Origin of the sequence: Agromyces seonyuensis (assembly GCF_009789225.1) — a bacterium.
GTDB classification, from domain to species: Bacteria; Actinomycetota; Actinomycetes; order Actinomycetales; family Microbacteriaceae; genus Agromyces; species Agromyces seonyuensis.
In genome coordinates, this window is sequence record NZ_WSTA01000059.1 from 1 (window position 1) to 24345 (window position 24345).

Below are 24345 nucleotides of genomic sequence, written 5' to 3' on the forward strand. Positions count from 1 at the left end.
CGGGGGACGCGGCGCGGCGGCCGCTCTCGGGGGCGGCGGCAGGCGCAGGCGGCGACGCCGGCGCGCTCGGACGCGACGCGGGAACCGCGTCGGAGAACCAGTCGAGCTCCTCGCCGCGGCGGGGACGCCGCGGCGCGGCATCCGGTGCGCGCACGGGCGGCTCGACGCTCATCGGGGGGCGCGTGGACATCGGTCCCGACGGCGTGCCTGCGGCGCCGTCGGCGGCGTCGCCTCCCAACCGGCCGAGCAGCCAGTCGGTGCCGTCGACCTCATCGTCGCCCCAGCCCATCAGGCCAGCCCCAGGTCTTCCAGGCCGATCGCGGCGAGGTACTGCACGCCTTCGGCCTCGATGATCTCGCGGGCGCCCGTCGCCCGGTCGACCACGACGGCGACGGCGACGACCTCGGCGCCGACCTTGCGGACGGCTTCGATGGCCTTGAGCGGCGACCCGCCGGTGGTCGAAGTGTCTTCCACGACGATGACGCGCTTGCCCGCGAGATCGGGGCCCTCGACCTGTCGGCCGCGGCCGTGGTCCTTGGGCTCCTTGCGCACGACGAAGGCGTCGTACGCGAGGCCGCGGGCGGCCCCCTGGTGCAGGATCGCGCTCGCGATGGGGTCGGCGCCCATCGTGAGACCGCCGACGGCGACGACGTCGGGGATGTCCGCGATGAGGTCGAGCATGACCTGTCCGATGAGCGGCGCGACCTCGTGGTCGAGGCTCACCTTGCGGAGGTCGACGTAGTAGGAGGCCTGCTTGCCGCTGGCGAGCGTGAAGTCGCCGTGGAACACGGCGCGCGCCGAAATGGCGTCGATGAGGTGCTGTCGGGTCTCAGTCACGACTGACACTCTACGTGCCGGGTTCCCCCTCGCCACTGGTCGATTTCCCAGGGACGGGACGATCAGCGTCCTCGGCCGCGCTCTGTTGCTCGTCCCGTCGCGTGTGATCGTGTGGATGCTCGGGCGGGCGGTTCCACGGGAAGACGTGCATCAACCGGGTGACGAGTCCCGGGTCCTCGCGGACGGAGGGCGTCGCAGGTTCGTCGATGTGGAAGATCTCCTCGGCGCCCTGATGGCCGAGGCGGTAGAGGGCGGTGCCGATGAGCACGCCGAGCGCGATCGAGATGATCGAGAGGAACGCGGCGGCGAAGTCATCCAGCCCCGCTTGGGCGCCGACGGCTTCGGTGAAGCCGACGAGGCCCGTGGCCCCCGGCACGAGCAGCCAGAACGCGGGGAGGAAGGTCAGCTGGGTCGGCGCCCCGCGCTTGAGCCCCCCGATCCAGAGGACGACCGGCGTCATGGCGAGGGCCCCGACGAACCCGGAGATCGTCGCCCCGCCGACCGCGGCGCCGATGAGCTGGGCGAGGTAGGCGACGACGAGCACGAGGAAGACCCACGGGAAGGTGCGGCCGGGCGCGGAGAAGTGGAGGTAGTTGCCGACCGCGAACAGCACGAGGCCGAGGACGCCGGCCCACCAGCCGAGCCGCGAGTCCACGCCGGTCGAGACGTACTCGTACTGGTCGACGCCGAGGAGCGATCCCGCGACGACGATGCCGAAGGTGAGCAGGGCGAGCTGCACGAGCCCTTTGACGAGACGCGAGGCGCCGGCGACCGTCTGCCCTGTCGCGAGTTCCATCGTCCCGGTCGTCAGCGCCCCGCCGGGCAGGAAGGTGCACAGCGGGGCGATGAGCACGAGCACGGGATCGCCGACGTCCAGCACGGTCGCGAGGGGGAACACGACGAGCGCGCTGCCGAATGCGACGACGATCGGGAGGATGAGCCCGAGGGTGGACGACGGGATGAGCTTGACGAGGCCGATGACCGCGCCGAGGGCGAACGCGATGACCGCGCCCCACCAGTTCGGCACGAGCAGGAGCGCGAGCCCCGTGGTGAGGAGCGCGTGGCCGAAGGTGCGCGTGAACCAGCCCCAGCGCGGTTTCATGGCGCCGATGTCGTTGAGGGTGCGGATGCCCGCGACGGGCTCGATCTTCCCGCGCTCCGCGACGGCGATGAGCCGGTAGAGGGCGGCGATCTGGTCGAAGCGGAAGGCGACGTTCACCGCGGTCCGGAGTCCGACGCGACCGGCGTCGCCCTCGCCCGTCTGCACCATGACGGCGGTCGGCAGCACGAAGAACTCGAGCTCGCGGGCCCCGTAGGCCGTGGCGACGCGCTGGAGGGTCTCGCTCGTGCGGTCCACGGAGGACTCGGAGGCGTTCATGCCCTCGCCGAGGCCGAGGAGGAAGCGGCGCAGCGCGGCTGCGTCGTACTCGTCGGCCTGCGTCTCGTCGGTCATCCGTCCCGGTCCCCCAACCGTCGGCGTTCAGGGGGAGGCTACACCCGGCCCGCTCGTCGGCGGCGGACGGTCAGGATGCCCGTGCACGCGCCATCCCGCCCGATTCGAGGGGCGGTGGGAACGAAGAAGGGCCGCGTCTCGCGATGTGTCCCCCATCGCGAGAAGCGGCCCTCGGCCCCGAGGCCCGAACCTCGAGGAATCGGGTCAGACGACCCGTGCGTACCGGCGCTCCGGAACGCGACGGTAGCCGTCGCGGGAGACCATCACGAGGGTGCCGACGATCGCGACGGCGGACACAACGCCGAGGAGAACTGCGAGCACGACCATGATGGTTCCTTTCCAGAGTCTGTGTTGTTCCGATGTTGCAAATATCGAGCGGCCGGCGCTTCCCTCCGGTGTCCCGTCCTTCAGGTGGCCTGCGCCGTTCGATGTGTCTATTGTGCAGCGAAAAACAGTGCAGCACAATCTAACGGAACTGTACTGATCATTTAGCATTGCTACATGGACATTCGACGCCTCGACCTGCTCCGCGAACTCGCCGAACGCGGCAGCGTGACCGCCGTCGCCGATGCGACCGGCGTCACCCCCTCCGCCGTGTCCCAGCAGCTCAAAGTCCTCGAACGGGAGGCGGGCGTCCCCCTCACCGAGCGCAGCGGCCGCGGCCTCGTCCTCACGAGCGCCGGCCAGGCGCTCGCCCGCTCCGCGGCGGATGTGGCGGTCTCGGTCGAGCGGGCGATGTCGCTGTGGGACCGCTTCCGCAACCACCCCTCGGGCGAGGTCTCCGTGCTGACGTTCCCGACCTTCGGCGCGGCCGTGCTGCCGAGCGTCCTCACGGAGCTCTCCGAGGTCGCCGGTCTCGTGGTGCGCGCCGAGGACCTCGACCCCGATCTCGCCGAGTTCCCCGCCCTCACCGCCGACTACGACATCGTCCTCGCGCACTCTCCGGTGGGCGAACTGCCGTGGGGCGGGCGGGGCCTGCGCGTCACGCCGCTCATGACCGAGCCGCTCGACATCGGACTGCCGCTCGGGCATCCGCTCGCCGCCAAGTCGTCGCTCACGCCCGCCGACGTCGTCGACGAGCCCTGGCTCGGCGTTCCGGCCGGCGCGCCGTTCGAGCGGCTGCTGCACGCGGTCGAGCAGCAGACCGGTCGGCGCACCCGCGTCGCGCAGCGCGTCGTGGACATGCGCATCATCGAGGCGTTCATCCAAGCCGGCCACGGCATCGCATTCGTGCCGCGCTACACGTCGCCGGTCCCCGAGGGCGTCGTCCTCCGGCCGCTGCGCGGCGTGCAGGCCGCCCGCAGCATCGTCGCCCTGTCCCGCCCCGACGTGGCCGAGCGCCTCGCCGTGGCGACCGTACTCGACGTGCTCGTCTCGCGCACGGCGCGGCTCGAAGCCGAGCACCGGGCCGCGGCCGCGGCCACCCCGACGACTGCGGCGATCACGCTGCCGCCGAAGCCCGTCGAGTAGGCGCACCCGCCGCCTCCCGGGCCGGTGCCGCCTCCGGAACGGCACCGGACCGCGCCGTTCTGTCGACCTGCTCGGAGCGATCCCAGCCCAGCGTGATCCGCCGATGAGAGTTCGATCCCTGTTGCTCCGGATGCTGGCGCCGTCGCCCCGGGCCGTGGTAAAAGTTTCACCGATCACGAACTGTGATCGCTCACAGGCTGACGGGCCGTCGACGAAGACGCGCGCCCCTCACCCGCATGCATCGAGGAGGATGCCCATGCAGCCCACTGCACGACGGTCGCGCCTGATCGCGACGGCGGTGCTCGCCGCCGCGGTCGCCGCGACCTCGTTCGTCGCGACGCCCGCCGTGGCAGCGACGAACACGTTCACGAACGCCGGATTCGAGTCCGCGCTGGCCGGCTGGACCCGCTCCGGGACCACCTCGGCGTCGAAGGTCGAATCCGGCGGCTACTCCGGCAGTTCCAAGCTCACCCATTACCTCTCGTCGGCGACGAGCGTGACGACCTCGCAGGCGGTGACGCTCTCCGGCACCGGCTGGTTCACTTTCGACGCCGTCGTGAAGTCCGGTGCCGGACTCGGGGCGACCAAGCTCGTCGTCTCCGGATGCGGCAGCGCGCAGCGCACTGTTCCCGACACCACCGCGGGCGACGCCTGGGTGCACCTGTCCGTGCCCGTGAACGCGACGAGCACGTCGTGCACCTTCGCCATCACGACCTCCGGCTCGGCCGGGGCCTGGGCGAACATCGACGACCTCACCGTCAAGTCCGGCAAGGTCTCCCGCGCCGTGCGCGGCGCCGACCTCTCGGGCGTGACGAAGAACGAGGAGCAGGGCGCGAAGTACTACACGGCCGCCGGCGCGCAGATCGACCCGTACACGGCATTCAAGAACGCCGGCGCGAACCTGGTGCGCCTGAAGGTCTGGGTGAACGCGGCGGACGGATCCAATTCGTCGGCCAAGGTCGTCACCGCGGCCAAGCGCGCCGAAGCGCTCGGCCAGCAGGTCATGATCGACTTCCACTACTCCGACACGTGGGCCGACCCCGGCGCCCAGGGCGTGCCCGCGGCGTGGGCCGGCCAGTCCGTGTCGACGATGACGACCTCGCTGTCGAACCACACGACGTCGGTGCTCACGGCGCTGAAGAACGCGGGCGTCACCGTCGACTACGTGCAGATCGGCAACGAGATCAACTCCGGCATCCTCTGGCCCTACGGCCAGACCTGGGACGTGAACACGTCCGACTCGTACAGCACCGCCCAGTGGGACAGCCTCGCCGGCTTCCTCAAGGCGGGCATCGCCGCCTCGAAGGCGGTCTTCCCGAGCGCGAAGACGATCGTCCACGTGACCGACGTCGGCTCCGACGTCACCTGGATGCTCGACCCGCTCGTCGCCCGCGGCGTCGTCTTCGACGTGCTCGGCCTTTCGTACTACGGCTACTGGCACGGCTCGCTCGGCAACCTGCAGACGCAGATCACGAACCTCGGCGCCCGCTACGGGAAGAACGTGCTGGTCGTCGAGACCGCCTACCCGTGGACGCTCACGGACGACACCCCGACGTTCACCAACGTCGTCTCGTCGTCGAGCTCGCTCGTCTCGGGCTACCCGGCGTCGACGGCCGGCCAGGCCGCGTGGACCCGCGCCGTGCAGGACGTCGTCGCCTCCGCCCCCGGCGGCCGCGGCATCGGCGTCGTCTACTGGGAGCCCGCGTGGACCGCGCAGGCCGGTGCCGGCTGGGACCCCGCGAACTCGAGCGCGGGCAATGCGTGGGAGAACCAGGCGTTCTTCGACTACTCGTCCAAGCAGATCGCGGTCTCGTTCGCGACGTTCGGCGCCGACGCGTCCGACTGATCGGCCGAACGGCTGAACGGCTGAACGACGAAGCGACGGGATGCCCCCACGGGCGGCATCCCGTCGCTTCGCGTCATCCTGGCCCAGCGATGCGGCGGCCGAGCGGTGCGGCGGCCTCAGCGGTGCTGCGGGAACCCGAGGTCGATGCCGCCGTGCGACGGGTCGAGCCAGCGGGTCGTGATCGCCTTCTCCTGGGTGAAGAACGAGAAGCCCTGCGGGCCGTACGCCTTGGCGTCGCCGAACAGCGAGTCCTTCCAGCCGCCGAACGAGTGGTACGCCACCGGCACCGGGATCGGCACGTTGACGCCGACCATGCCGACGGTGACCTCGCGCTGGAAGCGCCGCGCGGCGCCGCCGTCGTTCGTGAAGATCGCCGTGCCGTTGCCGTACCGGTTCGCGTTGATGAGGTCGAGTCCGGCCTCGTAGCCGTCGACGCGCACGATCGAGAGCACCGGGCCGAAGATCTCCTCGGTGTAGACCGCGGACTCGGTCGGCACGCGGTCGATCAGGGTCGGGCCGAGCCAGAAGCCGTCGGGCTCGCCGTCGACCTCGATCCCGCGGCCGTCGACCACGACGCTCGCGCCGTCGGCCGCGGCCGTGTCGAGGTAGCCGGCGACCTTGTCGCGGTGCTCGCGGGTGATCAGCGGGCCCATGTCGCAGCCGCGCGTGCCGTCGCCCGTCTTCAGCGTCGCCATGCGCTCGGCGACCTTCGCCACGAGCTCGTCGGCGATGGAGTCGACCGCGAGCACGACCGAGACGGCCATGCAGCGCTCGCCCGCCGAGCCGAAGCCCGCGTTGACCGCGGCGTCGGCCGCGAGGTCGAGGTCGGCGTCGGGCAGCACGAGCATGTGGTTCTTCGCGCCGCCGAGTGCCTGCACCCGCTTGCCGTTTGCCGCGGCCGTCGAGTAGATGTACTTCGCGATCGGCGTCGAGCCGACGAACGAGATCGAGCGCACCGTCGGGTGCTCCAGGAGCGCGTCGACCGCCTCCTTGTCGCCGTGCACGACGTTGAAGACGCCGTCGGGCAGCCCGGCCTCCTGCAGGGCCTTCGCCATCCAGATCGCCGCCGACGGGTCCTTCTCGCTCGGCTTCAGCACGACCGTGTTGCCGGCCGCGATCGCGATGGGGAAGAACCACATCGGCACCATCGCCGGGAAGTTGAACGGGCTGATGACGCCGACGACGCCGAGCGGCTGCCGCACGGTCGTGACGTCCACGCCCGTCGAGACGTTCTCGGAGTAGTCGCCCTTGGTGAGGTGCGGCATGGCGCACGCGAACTCGACGACCTCGAGGCCGCGCGCGATCTCGCCGGCGGCATCCGAGAGCACCTTGCCGTGCTCGTTCGTGAGGATCGCGCCGAGCTCGTCGGAGCGCGCGTTCAAGATCTCGCGGAACTTGAACATCACCTGCTGGCGCTTCGCGATGGATGCATCGCGCCAGGCCGGGAAGGCCCGCGCCGCGGCCTGCACGGCGACGTCGACATCGGCGGTGGAGGCGAGGCGCACCTCTCGCTGCACGATGCCGCGGGCGGGGTTGTAGACGGGGCCGGTGCGGGGGCTCTCCCCGCTGACGAGGGCGCCGTCGATCCAGTGCTCGACCAGTTCGGTCATGGTGTATCGGTTTCCTTTCGAGAAACTCAGAGGGCCGTGGCGAGCACGTCGTCGTAGATCGCCAGGGCTTCGGCCACGTCTGCGTCGGTGACGACGCACGGCGGGACCACGTGGATGCGGTTGTCCTGCACGAACGGCAGGAGGCCGCGCTCGACGAGGGCGCCCTTGATCCGGGCCATGTCGGCGGCCGGGAGCGGGGCGCGCGAGGCGCGGTCGGCGACGAGTTCCATGGCGTGGAACACGCCGGTGCCGCGCACCTCGCCGATGACGTCGTGCTTGGCCGCGAGGCCGGCGAGGCCGGGCGCGATCGCCTCGGCGCCCACGCGCTTCGCGTTGGCGACGATGCCCTCCGACTCCATCGCATCCTGGGTCGCGACGATCGAGGCCATCGCGAGCGGATGCCCGGAGTACGTCAGTCCGCCCGGGAACACGCGCTCGTCGAACGCGTGCGCGATCGGGTCGTCGATGACGACGCCGCCGACGGGGATGTAGCCCGAGTTCACGCCCTTCGCGAACGTGATGAGGTCGGGACGCACGTCGTACGCGTCGAAGGCGAACCACTCGCCCGTGCGGCCGAAGCCGGCCATGACCTCGTCGAGGATGAGCAGGATGCCGTGCTCGGTCGCGAGCTCGCGCACGCCCTCGAGGTAGCCGGGCGGGGGCAGCAGGATGCCCGCCGTGCCGGGGATCGTCTCGAGCAGGATCGCGGCGATCGACGCGGGACCCTCGGACTCGATGACGCGGCGCAGGTGGCGCAGGGCGCGCTCGCTCTCCTGCTCGGGCGTCTCGGCCCAGAACTCGGAGCGGTAGAGGTAGGGGCCGAAGAAGTGCACGTGGCCGCGGGCGAACTCGTTGGGCACGCGCCGCCAGTCGCCCGTCGAGACGATCGCCGCGCCGGTATTGCCGTGGTACGAACGGTAGGTCGAGAGGATCTTGTCGCGGCCCGTGTACAGGCGGGCGAGCCGGATCGCGTTCTCGTTCGCGTCGGCGCCGCCGTTCGTGAAGAAGACCTTCTCGAAGCCCTCGGGGGCGCGGCCGGCGATGCGCTTCGCGGCCTCGCCGCGCGCGAGGTTCACGGTCGACGGCGCGATCGTCGTGAGCAGGGACGCCTGCTCGCGGATCGCCTCGACGACGACGGGATGCTGGTGCCCGATGTTGGTGTTGACGAGCTGGCTCGAGAAGTCGAGGTAGTCCCGGCCCGCGTGGTCCCAGACCCGGACACCCTTGCCGCCGGCGATCGTGAGGGCGGACTTCACGCCCTGGGCCGACCACGAGTGGAAGACGTGCGCCGCGTCGAGCGTGCGAGCGAGCTGGTCGAGGTCGGAGTCGTCGGGTTGCAGGCTCATTGGCGCCGCCTTTCGTACGGGTTCGACGAGGCGCCCGAACCGGCATCCTCGCCTGTGCATTGCGAGTGTAAGCGCTCGGGTCGACGCCCGGGCATCCGCTGGTCGAGTGGGCGCCTCCGCCGGTCGAGTCGGCGCGCCGGCGCCGTATCGAGACCTGGTGAGTCACCCCACCAGGTCTCGATACGCTGCGCTACTCGACCAACGGACCAGGTCTCGATACGCTGCGCTACTCGACCCACGGATCGGGTCTCGATACGCTGCGCTACTCGACCAACGGGATCAGGTCAGTTGCGCTGTTCGACCGGCGGGGTCATCAGTTGCCGCCGGGTTCGAGGGTGACCTCGAGCGGCTCGAAGCCCTCGCCCGTCACGTCGACGCCGTCGGCCTCGAGCGCGTCGAGCGCCTGCTGGATCCATTCGTTCGAGTAGGCGCTGGCCGGCGGCTCCTCGGTGATGAGGTGCGCACCGGTCTCGTTGACGGCCGCGAGGGCGCCTTCGACCGTCTGGGCCCAGGCGTCCTCGTCGATGATGCCGATGCCGGCGGGCGAGGGCCAGATGAGCTTGTTGGTCTCGTTGACCATCCAGAGCTCGTGGCTCGGGCCCCAGCCGGAGCCGGCGTCGATCGTGATCTGCGAGGCCTCCTCGGGGTGCTCGGCGGCGTACACCCAGCCCTTGATGACGGCCTTGAGGAAGGCGACCGTGGTCTCCTGGTAGTCCTCGTCGGACTCGAGACGCTCGGTGTCCGCCCAGATCGCGTCCTGCAGCATGGCGCCGACCGTGTCCTGGTACGAGATGACGTTGAAGTCCTCGGGCTGGTACAGCTCGCCCGTGTCGGGATTCTCCGTCTCGAGCAGCTGCGCGTACTCGTTGTAGGTCATGGCCTGCGCCGCGTCGATGTCGCCCGACAGGAACGCGTTCATGTTGAAGTCCTGGGTGATGATCTCGACGGTCGTCGAGTCGAGGCCCTCGGCGGCCATGGCCGCGAAGATCTCCCACTCGTTGCCGAAGCCCCAGGAGCCGATCTTCTTGCCCTCGAAGTCGGCGACCGACTCGATGCCGGAGTCGGCCCACGAGACCTGCAGCGTGCCCGACTTCTGGAAGATCTGCGCGATGTCGGTGAGGTTCGCGCCCTGCTCGATCGACCCGAGCACCTTCGGCACCCAGGCGATCGCGTAGTCGACGTCGCCGTTGGCGAGGGCGTCCTGCGGGACGATGTCGCCGCCCGAGGGGATGATCTCGACGTCCAGGCCCTCCTCCTCGAAGAAGCCCTGGTCGACCGCCGCGAAGTAGCCGGCGAACTGGCCCTGCGGCAGCCACTGGAGCTGCAGCTTGATCGGGGTGAGCTCGCCGTCGGCGGCGTCGGTGGAGTCGGCGTCGCCCCCGGAGGAGGAGCAGGCGGCGAGGGCCAGTGCGGCCGTGAGCGCGAGTGCGCCGGTCGCGGCCCGGCGGAAGCGGTGTCGCATGAGGAGTCCTTTCGCGTGCTGTGAGTGATGCGGAGGTGCTGCGGTGGTGCGGTGGTGCGTTTCCGTCCTCGTTCGGGTATCGAGGCAGGTCAGGCGGCGGGTCGGTGCCGGAGCACGATCCGCTCGAGGAGCGCGGTGGCGAGCATGAAGAGCAGGCCGAGCGCGATGGCCGCCACGACGTACGCCCAGGCGCGGGCGTACGCGCTCGAGGCCGCCGACGTGGAGATGAAGGAGCCGAGCCCGCCGCGCGGGCCGCCGAAGTACTCGGCGACGAGCGCCGAGATGACCGCGAGCGACGAGGCGATGCGGATGCCCGTGAGCAGGAACGGCACGGCGGTCGGCAGCGTCACGGTGCGGAACGTCTGGGTGCCGCTCGCGGCGTAGACCCGCATGAGCTCGCGGTGCACGGGCGCCGCCTGGCGGAGCCCCCGCAGCGTGTTGACGAACACGGGCACGAACGCGGCGATCGCGGCGATCGCCTGCCGGCCGAACTGGCTGTCGGCGCCGAACATCGTGTTGAGCACGGGAGCCAGCGCGACGATCGGCACGACGGCGAGCGCCGCCACGACCGGGGCGGCCATGGCGTCGATCGCGCGCCACTGGGCGGCCGCCCAGGCGAGCAGGATGCCGAGGACCGTACCCACGACGAGGCCGACGAGCGCGTTGAAACCCGTGACCCCGGCCGCTGCGAGGATGGCGGGCGCGAACGCGACGAACTCCTCGGCGATCGCCGCCGGGCTCGGCAGCAGGTAGTCGCTGACCCCGACGACGGAGACGAGGAACTGCCAGACGCCGAGCACGGCGAGGCCGACGACGATCGGCGCGACGACCCGGCCGATGCGCTCGCGGGTCGCGCGGGCACGGACATCCTGCGACCCCCGCGGTCGACGTACGACCGGCGGCATCTCGGCGGCGCCGGCGCTCATCGCGTCTCGACCCCGCGCACGGCCGTCGTGGGCGAGCCCTGGTGCAGCGCCTCGCGCACCGCCGTGACCATCTCGAAGAAGGATGCCTGCTCCCGCAGTCCCTCCTCGCGGCCGGTCTTGCCGGCGAACGACATCGTCAGGGCGTCGGTGATGCGGCCGGGCCGCGGCGACATGACGACGACGCGGTCGCTCAGGAAGACGGCCTCGGGGATGGAGTGGGTGACGAAGACGACGGCCGCGCCGGTCTCCCCCGCGATGCGGGCGAGCTCGCCCTGCATCCGTTCGCGCGTCATCTCGTCGAGCGCCCCGAACGGCTCGTCCATGAGCAGGAGCCGCGGCCGTTCGGCGAGCGCGCGGGCGATCGCGACGCGCTGCTGCATGCCGCCGGAGAGCTGGTCGGGGTAGCGGCCGCCGAAGTCCGACAGACCCACGAGCTCGAGCAATTCCGCCACCCGGGCCGTGCGCTCGGCTTTGCCCGTCTTGTGGATCTCGAGCGGGAGGCCGACGTTCTCGGCGACCGTGCGCCAGGGCAGCAGGCCCGCCTGCTGGAAGGCGATGCCGTAGTCCTGGTCGCGGCGGGCGCGGTCGGGCGTCTTGCCGAAGACCTCGATCGAGCCGGTCGTCGGCTGCTCGAGATCGGCGACGAGGCGCATGAGCGTCGACTTGCCGCACCCGGAGGGCCCGATGAGCGAGACGAACTCGCCCTCGGCGATCGTCAGGTCGATGCCCTCGAGGGCGACGGTCGTGCCCTCCTTGGTGTCGAACGTCTTGCCGACCCCGCTGATGGTCACGGCGTTCATGCGGCCTCCCCGCGTCGGTAGTTCTTGAGGATCAGTCCGAGCAGGGCGACGGAACCGGCGGCGACGAGCCCGAGCACGATCGCGCCGAAGATCGGCCCCCAGGCCTTCGCGGGATCGCCCGACGCCTGCCCGGCGAACTGGATGAGCAGCCGGCCGATGCCGCCCTGCAGGCCCGTCGACACCTCGGCGACGATCGCGCCGACGACGGCGTTCGCCGCGCCGAGCCGCAGGGCCGGCAGCAGGTAGGGAACGGCGGCGGGCAGCCGCAGCTTCAGCAGCGTCGACCAGTACCCGGCCGCGTACGTGCGGAAGAGCTCCACGTCGCGCCGCGCGGGCGATTGGAGTCCGGCGAGCGCGCCGACGGCGATGGGGAAGAACGCGAGGTAGCTCGCGATGACCGCGACCGAGAGCCAGTCGGGCCACTCCCACGAACCGATCTCGACGCGCGAGCCCCAGCTCTTCACGACGGGGGCGAACGCGATGAGCGGCACGGCCTGGCTGACGAGGATCCACGGCTTCAGACCCCACTCGGCGAGGCGCCAGCGCTGCATGATGAGCGCGAAGCCCACGCCGACGACGAGGCCGACGAGCCAGCCGGCCGCGGCGATGCCGAGCGTCGTGAGCGCGGCGAGCGCGACCGCGGCCCAGAGCAGCGGCGAGCCCTCGGCCCGTGTGACCGGCTCGCCGAGCCGGCCGAGCATCTCCCAGACGTGCGGCATCGCGAGGTCGGTCGTGCGGGGCAGCACCCGCAGGTCGCCGATGAGCACGCCGTCCTCGGGCGCGAGCGCCTTGTAGCCCTCCCACACGACCACGAGCACGAGGATGCCGAGCGCGCCCCAGCCCCACGCGGCGGCGGTGCGCCGTCCCCTTCCTCCCGACCGCCGGCGCGCCGCGGCGCGCGGAGCATCCTGCCCCTCGGTGCCGGGCGGTGCCGGGGCGACGCTCGTCGTGCTCATGCCTTGGCCGTCACGTGCGCCTGCATCGCGGGGATGATGCGCTCGCCGTATACGCGCATCGTCTCCTCCTTGTTGTCGTGCTGCAGGTAGCCCGCGAACTGCGTGACGCCGAGGTCGCGCAGGGCGGCGAGCTTCTCGAGGTGCTCGTCGGCCGTGCCGAGGATGCAGAAGCGCTCCACGATCTCGTCGGGCACGAAGTCGACGTGGTCGTTGTCGGACTTGCCGTGGGTGTTGTAGTCGTAGCCGGTGCGGCCCGCGATGTAGTCGGTGAGCGCGTCGGGCACGGCGCCGTGCGCCCCGTACTTCGCGACGATGTCGGCGACGTGGTTGCCGACCATGCCGCCGAACCAGCGGGTCTGCTCGATCATGTGCGCGCGGTCGGTGCCGATGTACATGGGCGCCGCGACGCAGATCGCGAGCGAGTCGGGGTCGCGGCCGGCGTTCGCGGCCGCGTCCTTGACGTGCTGGATCATCCACTTCGCGATGTCGAGGTCGGCCAGCTGCAGGATGAAGCCGTCGCCGACCTCGCCCGTCAGCTTGAGCGCCATGGGGCCGTAGGCCGCGACCCACACGTCGAGCTCGGAACCGCGGCTCCAGGGGAACTGGAGCGTCGCGCCGTGGTACTCGACCGCCCGCGAGTTCGCGAGCTCGCGGATGACGTGGATCGACTCCCGCAGCTCGCCCATCGTCGTCGGCTTGCCGTTGGTGACGCGCACCGCGGAGTCGCCGCGGCCGATGCCGCAGATCGTGCGGTTGCCGTACATCTCGTTGAGCGTCGCGAAGACGCTCGCCGTGACCGTCCAATCGCGGGTCGCCGGGTTCGTGACGAACGGGCCGACGGTGATGCGGTTCGTCTCGGCGAGGATCGCCGAGTGGATGACGTAGGGCTCCTGCCACAGCAGGTGCGAGTCGAAGGTCCAGACGTGGCTGAACCCGTGGGCCTCCGCGAGCTTCGCGAGCTGCACCGTTCGCGCGGCGGGCGGGTTCGTCTGCAGGACGACGCCGAAATCCATGGATGTCTCGTTTCTTCGTTCCGTCGATCGAGGGGTCTTTCCGCTGGTCGAGTAGCGGCGGAGCCGCGTATCGAGACCGTGCCACCGGATCTCGATACGGGCCTTCGGCCCTACTCGATCAGCGGGGACCCGACCGGCGACGGAGGGATCAGATGAGGTACTGGGACAGGCCGCGCTTGACGAAACGGCCGTCGCCCTTGGCGCCGAGGTACTCGCCGTCGTCGACGATCACCTTGCCGTGGGAGATCACCGTGTCGACGTGGCCGTCGATCTCGTATCCCTCCCACGCCGAGTAGTCCATGTTCATGTGGTGGGTCTTGCCGAGGCCGATCGACGTGTGCCCGTTCGGGTCGTAGATCACGAGGTCGGCGTCGGCACCGGGCTGGATGACGCCCTTCTTCCCGTACATGCCGAACATGCGCGCCGGCGTCGTGCTCGTGAGCTCCACCCAGCGCTCGAGCGTGATCTCGCCGGTGACGACGCCCTGGTACATGAGGTCCATGCGGTGCTCGACGGAGCCGATGCCGTTCGGGATCGCCCGGAAGTCGGTGAGCCCCAGGTCCTTCTGGCCCTTCATGCAGAACGGGCAGTGGTCGGTCGACACCATCTGCAGGTCGTTCGTGCGCAGGGCGTTCCACATGGCGTGCTGGTGGCCGTCCTCGCGGGCGCGCAGCGGGGTCGAGCACACCCACTTGGCGCCCTCGAAGTCGCCCCACTCCTCGCTCACCGCGCCGAGCTGCTCCTCCAGCGAGAGGTAGAGGTACTGCGGGCACGTCTCGCCGAACACGTTCATGCCGCGATCGCGAGCCCACGCGAGCTGGCCCACCGCCTGCTTCGCCGACACGTGCACGACGTAGAGCGGCGCGTCCGTGACGTCGGCGAGCATGATCGCCCGGTGCGTCGCCTCCTCCTCGAGCTGCCAGGCGCGCGCGATGCCGTGGAAGTACGGCGACGTCTTCTTCTGCGCCACGAGCTGCTCGGCGAGCACGTCGATCGCGGGGCCGTTCTCGGCGTGCATCATCGTGAGCAGGCCCTCCTCCCGGGCGACCTGCATCGCGCGGAGGATCTGGGCGTCGTCGGAGTAGAAGACGCCCGGATAGGCCATGAACAGCTTGTAGCTCGAGACGCCCTCGTCGACGAGGCCGCGCATCGCCTGGAGCGAGTCGGCGTCGACGCCGCCGACGATCTGGTGGAAGCCGTAGTCGATCGCGCAGTTACCCGCGGCCTTCTCGTGCCAGGCCGCCAGCCCGTCCTCCACGCGCTCGCCGTAGCGCTGCACGGCGAAGTCGACGATGGAGGTCGTGCCGCCCCACGCCGCGGCGCGGGTGCCCGTCTCGAAGGTGTCGGAGGCGTTGGTGCCGCCGAACGGCAGCTCCATGTGGGTGTGGGCGTCGATGCCGCCCGGGATGACGTACTTGCCCGCCGCGTCGATGACGGCATCCACGTTGGCGGCGACGTCGAAGCCGAGCAGGGTCGAGCCGGGCGCGAGGACGGCGACGATCGTCTCGCCGTCGACGAGCACGTCGGCCAGTGCGGTGCCGGTCGAGTTGACGACCGTGCCGTTCGTGATGAGGGTCTTGCTCATTGGATGCGACTCCTTTCAGGCATCCGTTGATCGAGTTCCGTTCCCGTTGATCGAGTCGGGCCGCCAGGCCCGTATCGAGATCCGGTGACGTGGTCTCGATACGCGGCTTCGCCGCTACTCGACCAACGGGGTGCGTGCTCGACCAGCGACTGGTTACGGCTTGGCGATCTGCGTGTACGAGTCGGGCCGGCGGTCGCGGTAGAACTGCCAGTCGTCGCGCATCTGCCGCACCATGTCGAGGTCGAGGTCGCGCACCAGCACCTCCTCGTGCTCGCCCGAGCCGCGCTCGCCGACGAAGTCGCCGCGCGGGTCGATGACCTGGCTCGTGCCGTAGAAGTCGACGGCGAGGTCGCCGTACTCGTTGTCCTCCCGTCCGACGCGATTGGGCTGCAGCACGAAGTAGCCGTTGGCGACGGCGGCCGCCGGCCCTTCGACCTCCCACAGCCGGTTCGAGAGCCCGGGCTTCGTCGCGTTCGGGTTGAAGACCATGTGGGCGTCGTTCAGGCCGAGCTCGCGCCAGCCCTCGGGGAAGTGGCGGTCGTAGCAGATGTACATGCCGATGCGGCCGACGGCGGTGTCGAAGACGGGGTATCCGAGGTTGCCGGGGCGGAAGTAGAACTTCTCCCAGAAGCGGTCGAGGTGGGGCAGGTGGTGCTTGCGGTACTTGCCGAGGATCCGGCCGTCGGCGTCGACGAGCACGGACGTGTTGTAGTAGACCCCGGTCTCGGCCTCTTCGTAGATCGGCAGCACCATGACGGTGCCGAGCTGCTTCGCGAGATCGGCGAAGCGCTGCACGATGGGGCCTTCGGCGGACTCGGCGAAGCGGTAGTACTTCTGGTCCTGCGTGATGCCGAAGTAGGGCCCGTAGAAGAGCTCCTGGAAGCAGACCACCTGCGCCCCGTCGGCCGCGGCGTCGCGGGCGAACTGCTCGTGCTTGTCGAGCATCGACTCCTTGTCACCGGTCCAGGTGGTCTGCGTGATCGCAGCTCGCACGGTCGTCATACTGCCTCCGTTCTCGAACGGCGCCGGGAGTGCCGGAGCCGACTGGTGAAGCCGTCGGGTGTCAGCCTGTGGAGCGTGCGGACGTGCCGCCTCCTGCCTGTTTTGCGATCGTCCGGCAGGGAGATTTCTGTTCTGTTACCCCCGATGACGCGGTGATTAATGTTGACCAGATCATCACCCCACGGCAAGAGCAGATGAGCAGGATGCTCGTCCGAGCACTGCCCTGCGGGCCGCGAGCCCCGTGCGCCTCTGTTCCGTCCGGCCGCGGAACGGCAGACTCGTGCCATGAGTGCTGATCGAACGCCGGGGGGCGCGCTCGGCGGCCCCGTCGGCGTCCTCCGCCGCCTGCCGGTCACGATCGGCGTCGTCGTCGTGCTGGTCGTCGTCGGCATCGTCTCCGGCGGCTTCACGAGCGCGGCTCAGGACGCCGCCTGGTACCCCGACTTCGCCTACGGCCTGCCTTCGCTCCAGGCGGGCAGGTGGTGGACTCCCGTGACCGGCACGTTCCTCGTCACCCAGCCGTGGGGCTATGCGATCCTCCTGGTCCTGGTGCCGCTCGGCATCGGGTGGCTCGAGTGGCGGCGCGGGTCGCTGCGGGCCGGCCTCGTCTTCGGCATCGGTCAGCTGATCGCGGTGCTCGGTGCCTCGCTCGTCGTCCTCGTCCTCGCCGCGGTCGGCCTGCCGTGGGGGCAGGAGCTCGCGACGGTGCTCGACGTCGGCCCCTCGGGCGGCCTCTTCGCCGGCATGACCGCGGCGGCCTTCACCCTCGCCCGCCCATGGCGCGCCCGCGCGGTGCTCGTCATCGCCGCCTACTGCGTCGTCGGCCTCCTCTTCATCGGCGACCTCGCCGACCTCGAGCACGCCATCGCCGTGGTGCCGGTCATCGCCCTCAGCGTCGGACGATTCCGCCGGCCGACGATCCGCGAGCAGCGCCGCGTCGCCTGGGTCGGCCTCGTCGCCCTCGGCGCCGTCCACCTCATCCTCGCCCTCGTGCCCACGCACGGTCCGTTCGGTACCACGGACGGCGGCCTGGACAGCAGCGTGGTGAGCGTCCTGGTGGATGCCGTCTTCATCGCCGCCGTCGCCTACGGCATCCACCGCGGCGCGCGGGGCGCCTGGATCCTCGTACTCGCCTGGGCGGGCCTGAACGTCCTGCTCGGCGTGCTGTCCGGCCTCGTGCTGGTCGCCTACGCGGCCATCCCCTCGCTGCCGACCGACGGCTTCGAGCCCGACCTCCTGCGCGTCAGCGCCGCGGAGTCGGCGGGCTGGCTGTTCATCCTGGTCTGGCTGATCGCGTGCCGCCGCGCCTTCGCGGCGAGGGCGCGACGGCGGATGCCCGGCGCACGCGATGCCGACCGGCCCGGTACCCGCACCGACGAGGTCCGCGAGCGTCTGCGGCGGGACGGCGGCGGCCCGTTGTCGTGGATGGCGACCTGGCGCGACAATCGCGTCTACCGGCCCTCGGAGCTCGACGGCATCGTCGCGTACCAGCTGCACAACGGCACGGCGATCGCCCTCTCCGACCCGATCGCCCCCGGCGACGAGTTCGACGAGACGTTCCGCCGCTACCTCATGGACGCCGAGCGAGCCGGCCTTGTGCCGTGCGTCTTCGGGGCCACTGAGCGGGTCCTCGCCGCGCTGCCGGCGGGCTGGCGTGCGGTCGAGGTCGCCGAGGACACCATCGTCGATCTGCCGGGCCTCGAGTTCACGGGCAAGAAGTGGGGTGCGGTCCGCACGGCGATCAACCGCGCCGATCGCGAGGGCATCCGGTTCCGGGTGACCCGGTTCGCCGATGAGTCGTTCGCAGTGCGGGCGCAGCTCTCGGTGATCTCCGAGCAATGGGTCGGCGACAAGGGCCTGCCCGAGATGCGATTCACCCTCGGCACGCTCGAGGAGGCGGACGACCCCGCCGTCCGGCTCGCGATCGCGGAGGCCGCCGACGGTTCGATCGAGGGGTTCCTCAGCTGGCTGCCGGTCTACGGCGGCGACGGTTCCGTGCACGGCTGGACGCTCGACCTCATGCGGCGTCGTGACGGCGGCACGTTCCCGCCCGTGATGGAGTTCCTCATCGCCTCCTCGGCGCGGTTCTTCCGCGACGAGGGAGCGTCCTACCTCTCGCTGTCGGGCGCACCGCTCGCGCACAGCGACGGCGATGACGAGGATGCCGAGGCGGCCTCCGCCGCGGCCTCGGTCGACAGCCCGCAGCTCGCCGCGATCCTGGACCGGCTCGGCGCGATCCTCGAACCCGTCTACGGCTTCCGCTCGCTGCACAAGTTCAAGCAGAAGTTCAACCCGCGCCCCGCCCCGCTCTACCTCGTCTACCGCGACGGGGCCGACGCCGGCGCCATCGGCCTCGCGATCGTGCGGGCCTACCTGCCCGACGCCTCGGTGCCGGAACTCGTGCGGGCCGGCCTCTCGATGGGCAAGGAGTAGGGCGGGTCGCGAGCGACGGCACGGACGCGCCCGCGCGGGCGTACGCTGGTGGACGACCCCCGGTCGGGTTTGACCGGTGCTCGCGGCCCGGATTTGGGCCGTGCGGTCCGCGGCGTTCGGCCGCGGCGATGCCCGTGCGCCTGCGCTCGGCATCCGGCTCCGCACGTCGACGCGCTCGCGCCGACGCCATCACCGCACCCCGGGGTCCCTCGCGGCCCCGTGAACCGGAAGGCCCCTGTGACCCGACACCGTCCGATCCGCCGCCTCGCCGCCGCCGCGGCCGCCGCGGGAGGCATCCTGCTGCTCGCCGCCTGCTCGAGCGCGGCGCCCGCGCCCGAGGCGACCGAGGATGCCGCCGCCGCGAGCGGCGCGTACCCGCTCACGATCGACAATTGCGGCACCGAGGTGACCGTCGACGCCGCCCCTGAGCGCGTGCTCACCGTGAAGTCGACGACCCTCGAGACCATGCTCGCCCTCGGGCTCGGCGACCTGGTCGTCGGATCCGCGTTCAGCGACGGCCCCGTGCCCGAGGAGTGGACGGACGAGGCGGCCGACATCGCCGTCGTCTCCGACAAGGTGCCCGGGCAGGAGGCCGTGCTCGGCCTCGAACCCGACTTCGTCTACGCCGGCTGGGAGTCGAACCTCACCGCCGATGGCGCGGGCGACCGGGCCGTCCTCGCCGACCTGGGCGTCGGCACGTACGTGTCGCCGTCGGCGTGCAAGGAGCCGGGCTACCAGCCCGATCCGCTCACGTTCGGCGACGTCTTCGGCGAGATCGTCGAGGCCGGCACGATCTTCGGCGTGCCCGAGCGTGCCTCCGGCCTCGTCTCCGAGCAGCAGGCCGAGCTCGCGGCGATCGAGCCGAGCACCTCGGGGCTCTCCGCGCTCTGGTACTCCTCGGGCACCGACACCCCGTACGTCGGCGCCGGCATCGGGGCCCCGCAGATGATGCTGCAGCAGGCGGGCCTGACGAACGTCATGGCCGACGTCCACGACACGTGGACGAGCGCCGGCTGGGAGTCGATCGTCGCCGCCGATCCCGACGTCATCGTGCTCGTCGACGCCACCTGGAACACGGCCGACTCGAAGATCGCGAACCTCGAGGCGAACCCCGCGACCGCCGCGATGACGGCCGTGCGGGAGCACCGCTACCTGACCGTGCCGTTCGCGGCGAGCGAGGCGGGCGTGCGCAACGTCGAGACGGTCGGCAGCCTCGTCGACCAACTGGGAGACCTCGGCCTGTGACGACCGAGCGGATGCGGGAGACGGTGCGCGCGGAGCGCGCACCGGCCCCGTCGCGCGCGGGCTCCCTCGATCCGGATGCCGCACGCGGCGCGCGCCGTCGACGCGGGATCGGGGTCGCTGCGACGACGGGCATCCTCGTACTCCTGCTCCTCGCCTCGATCGTGGTCGCGGTCGCGATCGGCCCGGCGGGCCTCAGCCCGGCCGAGGTCTGGTCCTCGATCGCCGCGCACCTCGGGCTCGCCGACCCGACGCTCTCGACGCTCCGCGACGGCATCGTGTGGGAGCTGCGGCTCCCGCGCGTGCTCGCGGCCGCGGCCGTCGGCGCGGGCCTCTCGATCGCGGGCGTCGTCATGCAGGCGGTCACCCGCAACCAGCTCGCCGACCCGTATCTGCTCGGCCTGTCGTCCGGGGCTTCGGTGGGCGCCGTCCTCGTGCTCGTGCTCGGCCTCTCACTCGCGCTGCCGTTCGCGGCCTTCGTCGGGGCGCTCGCCGCCCTCGCCGCGACGCTCGTCATCGCGGGTGCGGGCGGGCGCATCTCCCCCGGACGCACGGTGCTCGCGGGCGTCGCGGTCTCGAGCGTGTTCGGCGCGATCACGAGCCTCGTCATCTTCTGGTCGGCCACGGGGGACAGCTACCGCGAGATCCTCAACTGGCTGCTCGGTTCGCTCGCGGGCGCCGACTGGGCGGGCGTCGCCATCGCGGGCGGCGCGGTGCTCGTCATCGGGCTGCCGCTGCTCGGCGCGGCCCGCTCCCTCGACGCGTTCGCGTTCGGCGACCGCACGGCAGCGGCACTCGGCATCCACGTCGAGCGCACGCGGTGGCTGCTGCTCGGCGCGACCGCCCTGCTCACGGGCGCGCTCGTGTCCGTCGCGGGCTCGATCGGCTTCGTCGGGCTCGTGCTGCCGCACGCGGTGCGCCTGCTCGTCGGCCCCGGCCACCGGGCGCTGCTGCCGCTGTCGGCGCTCGCGGGCGCGATCTTCCTCATCTGGGCCGACACGCTCGCCCGCACGGTCTTCGAGCCGCGGGAGCTCCCGGTCGGCATCGTGACGGCCCTCGTCGGCGGCCCGGTGTTCGCCTCCCTCGTGCTGCGGGACCGGCGCTCGTCGTGACGAGCCACGCCGGTCGAGGGGCGGAGCCCATGCCACGCAGGTCGAGGCGCGAACCCCGTGACGCTGGTCGAGTAGCGAAGCGTATCGAGACCGAGCCGACTGTTCGGCACGCGGGTCTCGATACGCTCCTTCGTCGCGACTCGACCGGCGAACGGTCGCGAATTGTCGTTTCGAACGCACCTGAGCGACGATTCGCGACCGTTCGCGGTGGGCGTCCGCAGCGCTCACGGCGCCCCCGGCCCGCCGGAATAGACTCCGGGGTCATGACCTCCCCCCTCCTCGTCAGCGTCGACGCAGGCGTCGCGCGCCTCACCCTCAACCGCCCCGAGCGCCTCAACGCGATCGACGGCGCCACGGCCGAGGCCTGGCGCGATGCGGCCCGGCTGGTCGCCTCCGACGACGCGATCCGCGCCGTCATCCTGGATGCCGCGGGCCGCGCGTTCTGCGCCGGCGGCGACCTCGTCGCGATGGGCGAACTCGGCGGCGCCGAGGGACAGGCCCGCGAGGTGCAGCGCCTCGCCGACGTCATCCACGAGGGCCACGCCCTGCTCCGTTCGACGTCGAAGCCGATCGTCGCCGCCGTGCAGGGTCCCGCGGTCGGCGGCGGACTCGGCTACATGCTCGTCGCCGACGTGATCGTCGCCTCGGAGGCATCCAGCTTCGCGGGCAAGTACCCCGACGTCGGCCTCACCCCCGACTGCGGCGTCTCGGCGTTGCTGCCGCGTGCGATCGGCGAGCGCCGCGCCCTCGAGCTGCTGCTCACGAGCCGTCGGCTCACGTCCGACGAGGCGTACTCGTGGGGCCTCGTCAGCGAGGTCGTCGCGGCCGACGAGCTCGCCGGTCGGGTCGACGAGATCGCCGCGGAGTGGGCCGGCAACGCCAACGCGTACGGGCAGGCGAAGCGCCTCGCGATCGCGAGCCTCGCACGCGGCCTCCAGGCCTCCCTCGACGACGAGGCCGTCACGATCGCGCGCGCGTTCGAGACCCCCGAGTCCGCTGCGCGCCGCGCGGCCTTCACCGCGCGCACCTCCCGCTAGGCCCGCATGAGCGAACCGGATGCCTCGCGCGGCCTCGACCTCGACCGGGTCGAGGTGCGCGCGGGCGGCCGGCTGCTCCTCGACGGCGTCGAGGCGAGCGTCGAGCCCGGGTCGTTCACCGCGCTCGTCGGGCCGAACGGCGCCGGCAAGTCGACCCTGCTGCACGCGATCGCCGGCGTCCTGACCGCCTCCGGCGGACGCATCGCGTGGGCCGGCGACGAACTCGCCGCGATGCGACGCCGCGACCGGGCGCGCACCATCGCCCTCGCCGAGCAGCAGGCCGACACCGAGCTCGACCTGACGGTGCGACAGGCCGTGCTGCTCGGCCGCACCCCCTATCTCGGGCCGCTCGCGGCGCCGGGCCCGGACGACCGCGAGGTCGTCGGGCGGGCGCTCGCCGACGCGGGCGCGAGCGCCTTCGCCGACCGCCGATTCCGGGAGCTCTCGGGCGGGGAACGGCAGCGGGTCATCCTCGCGCGCGCGCTCGCCCAGGAGCCGGCGCTGCTGCTCGCCGACGAGCCCACGAACCACCTCGACGTCGGCGCCCAGCTCGCCGCGCTCGAACTGCTCTCGGGCCTCGCCCGAGGGGGCCTCACGGTGCTCGCCGCCCTGCACGAGCTCAACCACGCCGCCGCCTACGCCGACCACGTGATCGTCGTCGCCGACGGCCGGGTCGTCGCCGCGGGCGAACCCGACTCCATCCTCACCCCGGAGGTCATCGACGGGGTGTACGGTGTGCGGACCGCCCGCTCCGAGCATCCCCTCACGGGGAGGCCGCTGCTCGCCTTCGCACCCGCGACGGACGGTTGAACCCGCACGCGTCCAGCCCTACGGAAGCGATCGAACCTCCCACATGTCCCGCATCACTCTGCTCGCCGGCGGCGTCGGCGGCGCGAAGTTCGCACTCGGTCTCCGAGCGCACCTGCGCGCCGCGGACCCCGCCGCCGAACTGACGATCGTCGTCAACACCGGCGACGACCTCTGGCTCACCGGCCTGCGCGTCTGCCCCGACCTCGACTCCGTGATGTACGCCCTCGCCGGGGTCAACGACCTCGAACGCGGCTGGGGCCGCGCCGACGAGTCGGAGCGCGTGAGCGCGGAGCTGACCGCCTACGGCGTCGGCTGGCCGTGGTTCACCCTCGGCGACCTCGACCTCGGCACGCACATCGCCCGCACGTCGCTGCTGCGCGACGGGCTGCCGCTCTCGGAGGCCACCGCCAGGCTCGCCTCGCGTTGGGACCTCGGCGCCCGACTGCTGCCCGCGACCGACCACGAGGTGCCGACGCTCGTCGAGGTGCCGCTCGAGGGCGGCGACGACCCGCATGCGACGGAGTTCCTCCATTTCGAGGAGTGGTGGGTGCGCTACCGCGCGGGCCGGCCCGCGCGCGCCTTCCTGCAGCAGGGCATGGCGTCCTCGGTGCCGGCGCCGGGCGTCCTCGAGGCGATCGAGGAGGCCGACGTCGTGCTCGTCGCGCCGTCGAACCCCGTCGTCTCGATCGGCACGATCCTCGGCATCCCCGGCATCGCCGATGCGGTCCGGCGCACGACGGCGCCGGTCGTCGGCCTCTCGCCGATCATCGGCGGCGCGGCGCTGCGCGGCATGGCGGACGTCTGCCTCACGGCGATCGGCGTCGAGACGAGCGCGCTCGCGGTCGCCGAGTACTACGGCCTGCGCGCCGCCGACGGCCTGCTCGACGGCTGGCTCGTCGACACGGCCGACGTCGACGCCGTCGACTGCCTCTCGGCGCTGGGCTTCGACGTCATCGCCCGCCCCCTGCGCTTCACCTCGGTCGAGGAGACCGCGGCGATCGCGGCCGACGCGCTCTCCCTCGCGCAGGCGCGCCGGGGGCTCGGCACCGTCCCGCCGGTCGAGTAGCGACGACGGAGCGCATCGAGACCACGTCACGGGGCCTCGATACGGCGCTGCGCGCCTACTCGACCAGCGATCGAGCCGGTCGAGTAGCGACGAAGGAACGTATCGAGACCACGTCACGGGTCTCGATACGGCGCTGCGCGCCTACTCGACCAGCGGGCGGGCCGCCTACTCGACCGACGGGCCGGGCGGCGACCCGAGCGCGGCGCACGTCGCCGGTCCGGCGCCGAGGGCGAGCGCCGCGTCGAGGTCGGCGGGGGTGTCGACGTCGAGGCGCAGGGTGGGCCACACGCCGTCGAGCGGGACGTGCCCGGACGCGGCGTGCGCGGCCGCCGACCGGCC

The 24345-nt window shown here is 71.7% G+C and carries 19 protein-coding genes and 1 pseudogene; 8 read left to right on the top strand and 12 right to left on the bottom strand.

Features of this window, described 5'->3' with window-relative positions:
* The 3 genes and pseudogenes from GB864_RS18570 to GB864_RS12705 form a co-directional block, all read right to left on the bottom strand.
* A pseudogene (locus GB864_RS18570) lies at window positions 1-289 on the bottom strand (hypothetical protein); the annotation flags it as partial.
* Window positions 289-837: an orotate phosphoribosyltransferase gene (gene pyrE / locus GB864_RS12700; protein WP_160425608.1), complete on the bottom strand. Its 549-nt coding sequence runs from the start codon at window positions 835-837 to the stop codon at window positions 289-291. The pseudogene GB864_RS18570 and the gene pyrE, both read right to left, overlap by 1 nt.
* A 10-nt stretch (window positions 838-847) precedes the next feature.
* The gene (locus GB864_RS12705; protein ID WP_160425610.1) at window positions 848-2290 is read right to left on the bottom strand and encodes a threonine/serine exporter family protein; all 1443 of its coding nucleotides are present in this window, start codon (window positions 2288-2290) and stop codon (window positions 848-850) included.
* 501 nt (window positions 2291-2791) lie between these two features.
* Between GB864_RS12705 and GB864_RS12710 the strand changes: the two genes are divergently transcribed.
* Entirely contained in the window at window positions 2792-3760 is a 969-nt protein-coding gene (locus GB864_RS12710) for a LysR family transcriptional regulator (RefSeq protein ID WP_160425612.1), read from the top strand.
* 256 nt (window positions 3761-4016) lie between these two features.
* Window positions 4017-5606, top strand: a complete 1590-nt coding sequence (locus GB864_RS12715; protein WP_160425614.1) for a glycosyl hydrolase 53 family protein — start codon at window positions 4017-4019, stop codon at window positions 5604-5606.
* A gap of 116 nt (window positions 5607-5722) precedes the next feature.
* Here the strand turns inward: GB864_RS12715 and GB864_RS12720 are convergent, their stop codons facing one another.
* From GB864_RS12720 to GB864_RS12760, 9 genes are all read right to left on the bottom strand, one after another.
* Complete coding sequence (locus GB864_RS12720; RefSeq protein ID WP_160425616.1) at window positions 5723-7216, bottom strand: CoA-acylating methylmalonate-semialdehyde dehydrogenase; 1494 nt, start codon at window positions 7214-7216, stop codon at window positions 5723-5725.
* Between the two features lie 26 nt (window positions 7217-7242).
* Window positions 7243-8562, bottom strand: coding sequence for an aspartate aminotransferase family protein (locus tag GB864_RS12725; RefSeq protein ID WP_202107205.1), 1320 nt, complete (start codon window positions 8560-8562; stop codon window positions 7243-7245).
* A 313-nt stretch (window positions 8563-8875) separates the two neighbouring features.
* Window positions 8876-10024 (bottom strand): ABC transporter substrate-binding protein, encoded by a 1149-nt coding sequence (locus GB864_RS12730; protein ID WP_160425618.1) that lies wholly within the window; start codon window positions 10022-10024, stop codon window positions 8876-8878.
* Between the two features lie 89 nt (window positions 10025-10113).
* Window positions 10114-10950, bottom strand: a complete 837-nt coding sequence (locus tag GB864_RS12735; protein WP_160425620.1) for an ABC transporter permease — start codon at window positions 10948-10950, stop codon at window positions 10114-10116.
* Window positions 10947-11750, bottom strand: coding sequence for an ABC transporter ATP-binding protein (locus GB864_RS12740; RefSeq protein WP_160425622.1), 804 nt, complete (start codon window positions 11748-11750; stop codon window positions 10947-10949). The genes GB864_RS12735 and GB864_RS12740 overlap by 4 nt, the downstream gene beginning before the upstream one ends.
* Window positions 11747-12706: an ABC transporter permease gene (locus tag GB864_RS12745; RefSeq protein ID WP_160425625.1), complete on the bottom strand. Its 960-nt coding sequence runs from the start codon at window positions 12704-12706 to the stop codon at window positions 11747-11749. Before GB864_RS12745 ends, GB864_RS12740 begins: the two co-directional genes overlap by 4 nt.
* Window positions 12703-13719, bottom strand: a complete 1017-nt coding sequence (locus tag GB864_RS12750; RefSeq protein WP_160425626.1) for a TIGR03842 family LLM class F420-dependent oxidoreductase — start codon at window positions 13717-13719, stop codon at window positions 12703-12705. Before GB864_RS12750 ends, GB864_RS12745 begins: the two co-directional genes overlap by 4 nt.
* A gap of 148 nt (window positions 13720-13867) precedes the next feature.
* The gene (gene hydA / locus GB864_RS12755; protein ID WP_160425628.1) at window positions 13868-15304 is read right to left on the bottom strand and encodes a dihydropyrimidinase; all 1437 of its coding nucleotides are present in this window, start codon (window positions 15302-15304) and stop codon (window positions 13868-13870) included.
* A gap of 153 nt (window positions 15305-15457) precedes the next feature.
* Window positions 15458-16306 (bottom strand): nitrilase-related carbon-nitrogen hydrolase, encoded by an 849-nt coding sequence (locus GB864_RS12760; protein WP_160425630.1) that lies wholly within the window; start codon window positions 16304-16306, stop codon window positions 15458-15460.
* A gap of 285 nt (window positions 16307-16591) precedes the next feature.
* On the opposite strand from GB864_RS12760, the gene GB864_RS12765 reads away from it, so the two are divergent.
* From GB864_RS12765 to cofD, 6 genes are all read left to right on the top strand, one after another.
* Window positions 16592-18739, top strand: a complete 2148-nt coding sequence (locus GB864_RS12765) for a bifunctional lysylphosphatidylglycerol flippase/synthetase MprF (RefSeq protein WP_160425632.1) — start codon at window positions 16592-16594, stop codon at window positions 18737-18739.
* A 237-nt stretch (window positions 18740-18976) separates the two neighbouring features.
* Window positions 18977-19984: a putative F420-0 ABC transporter substrate-binding protein gene (locus tag GB864_RS12770; RefSeq protein WP_336603986.1), complete on the top strand. Its 1008-nt coding sequence runs from the start codon at window positions 18977-18979 to the stop codon at window positions 19982-19984.
* 11 nt (window positions 19985-19995) lie between these two features.
* Window positions 19996-21093, top strand: a complete 1098-nt coding sequence (locus tag GB864_RS12775) for a putative F420-0 ABC transporter permease subunit (RefSeq protein WP_160425644.1) — start codon at window positions 19996-19998, stop codon at window positions 21091-21093.
* A 263-nt stretch (window positions 21094-21356) separates the two neighbouring features.
* Window positions 21357-22130: an enoyl-CoA hydratase/isomerase family protein gene (locus GB864_RS12780; RefSeq protein WP_160425634.1), complete on the top strand. Its 774-nt coding sequence runs from the start codon at window positions 21357-21359 to the stop codon at window positions 22128-22130.
* A gap of 6 nt (window positions 22131-22136) precedes the next feature.
* On the top strand, window positions 22137-22940 hold the full coding sequence (locus GB864_RS12785) for an ABC transporter ATP-binding protein (RefSeq protein WP_160425637.1): 804 nt from the start codon (window positions 22137-22139) through the stop codon (window positions 22938-22940).
* Window positions 22941-22983: 43 nt separating this feature from the next.
* Window positions 22984-24006, top strand: coding sequence for a 2-phospho-L-lactate transferase (cofD, locus tag GB864_RS12790; RefSeq protein ID WP_160425639.1), 1023 nt, complete (start codon window positions 22984-22986; stop codon window positions 24004-24006).
* The last annotated feature ends 339 nt before the right edge of the window (window positions 24007-24345 follow it).

Coding starts and splice junctions, on each gene's coding strand:
- GB864_RS12705 (WP_160425610.1), bottom strand. CDS start 2,290: ATGACCGACGAGACGCAGGCCGACGAGTACGACGCAGCCGCGCTGCGC.
- GB864_RS12710 (WP_160425612.1), top strand. CDS start 2,792: ATGGACATTCGACGCCTCGACCTGCTCCGCGAACTCGCCGAACGCGGC.
- GB864_RS12715 (WP_160425614.1), top strand. CDS start 4,017: ATGCAGCCCACTGCACGACGGTCGCGCCTGATCGCGACGGCGGTGCTC.
- GB864_RS12720 (WP_160425616.1), bottom strand. CDS start 7,216: ATGACCGAACTGGTCGAGCACTGGATCGACGGCGCCCTCGTCAGCGGG.
- GB864_RS12725 (WP_202107205.1), bottom strand. CDS start 8,562: ATGAGCCTGCAACCCGACGACTCCGACCTCGACCAGCTCGCTCGCACG.
- GB864_RS12730 (WP_160425618.1), bottom strand. CDS start 10,024: ATGCGACACCGCTTCCGCCGGGCCGCGACCGGCGCACTCGCGCTCACG.
- GB864_RS12735 (WP_160425620.1), bottom strand. CDS start 10,950: ATGAGCGCCGGCGCCGCCGAGATGCCGCCGGTCGTACGTCGACCGCGG.
- GB864_RS12740 (WP_160425622.1), bottom strand. CDS start 11,750: ATGAACGCCGTGACCATCAGCGGGGTCGGCAAGACGTTCGACACCAAG.
- GB864_RS12745 (WP_160425625.1), bottom strand. CDS start 12,706: ATGAGCACGACGAGCGTCGCCCCGGCACCGCCCGGCACCGAGGGGCAG.
- GB864_RS12750 (WP_160425626.1), bottom strand. CDS start 13,719: ATGGATTTCGGCGTCGTCCTGCAGACGAACCCGCCCGCCGCGCGAACG.
- hydA (WP_160425628.1), bottom strand. CDS start 15,304: ATGAGCAAGACCCTCATCACGAACGGCACGGTCGTCAACTCGACCGGC.
- GB864_RS12760 (WP_160425630.1), bottom strand. CDS start 16,306: ATGACGACCGTGCGAGCTGCGATCACGCAGACCACCTGGACCGGTGAC.
- GB864_RS12765 (WP_160425632.1), top strand. CDS start 16,592: ATGAGTGCTGATCGAACGCCGGGGGGCGCGCTCGGCGGCCCCGTCGGC.
- GB864_RS12775 (WP_160425644.1), top strand. CDS start 19,996: ATGCGGGAGACGGTGCGCGCGGAGCGCGCACCGGCCCCGTCGCGCGCG.
- GB864_RS12780 (WP_160425634.1), top strand. CDS start 21,357: ATGACCTCCCCCCTCCTCGTCAGCGTCGACGCAGGCGTCGCGCGCCTC.
- GB864_RS12785 (WP_160425637.1), top strand. CDS start 22,137: ATGAGCGAACCGGATGCCTCGCGCGGCCTCGACCTCGACCGGGTCGAG.
- cofD (WP_160425639.1), top strand. CDS start 22,984: ATGTCCCGCATCACTCTGCTCGCCGGCGGCGTCGGCGGCGCGAAGTTC.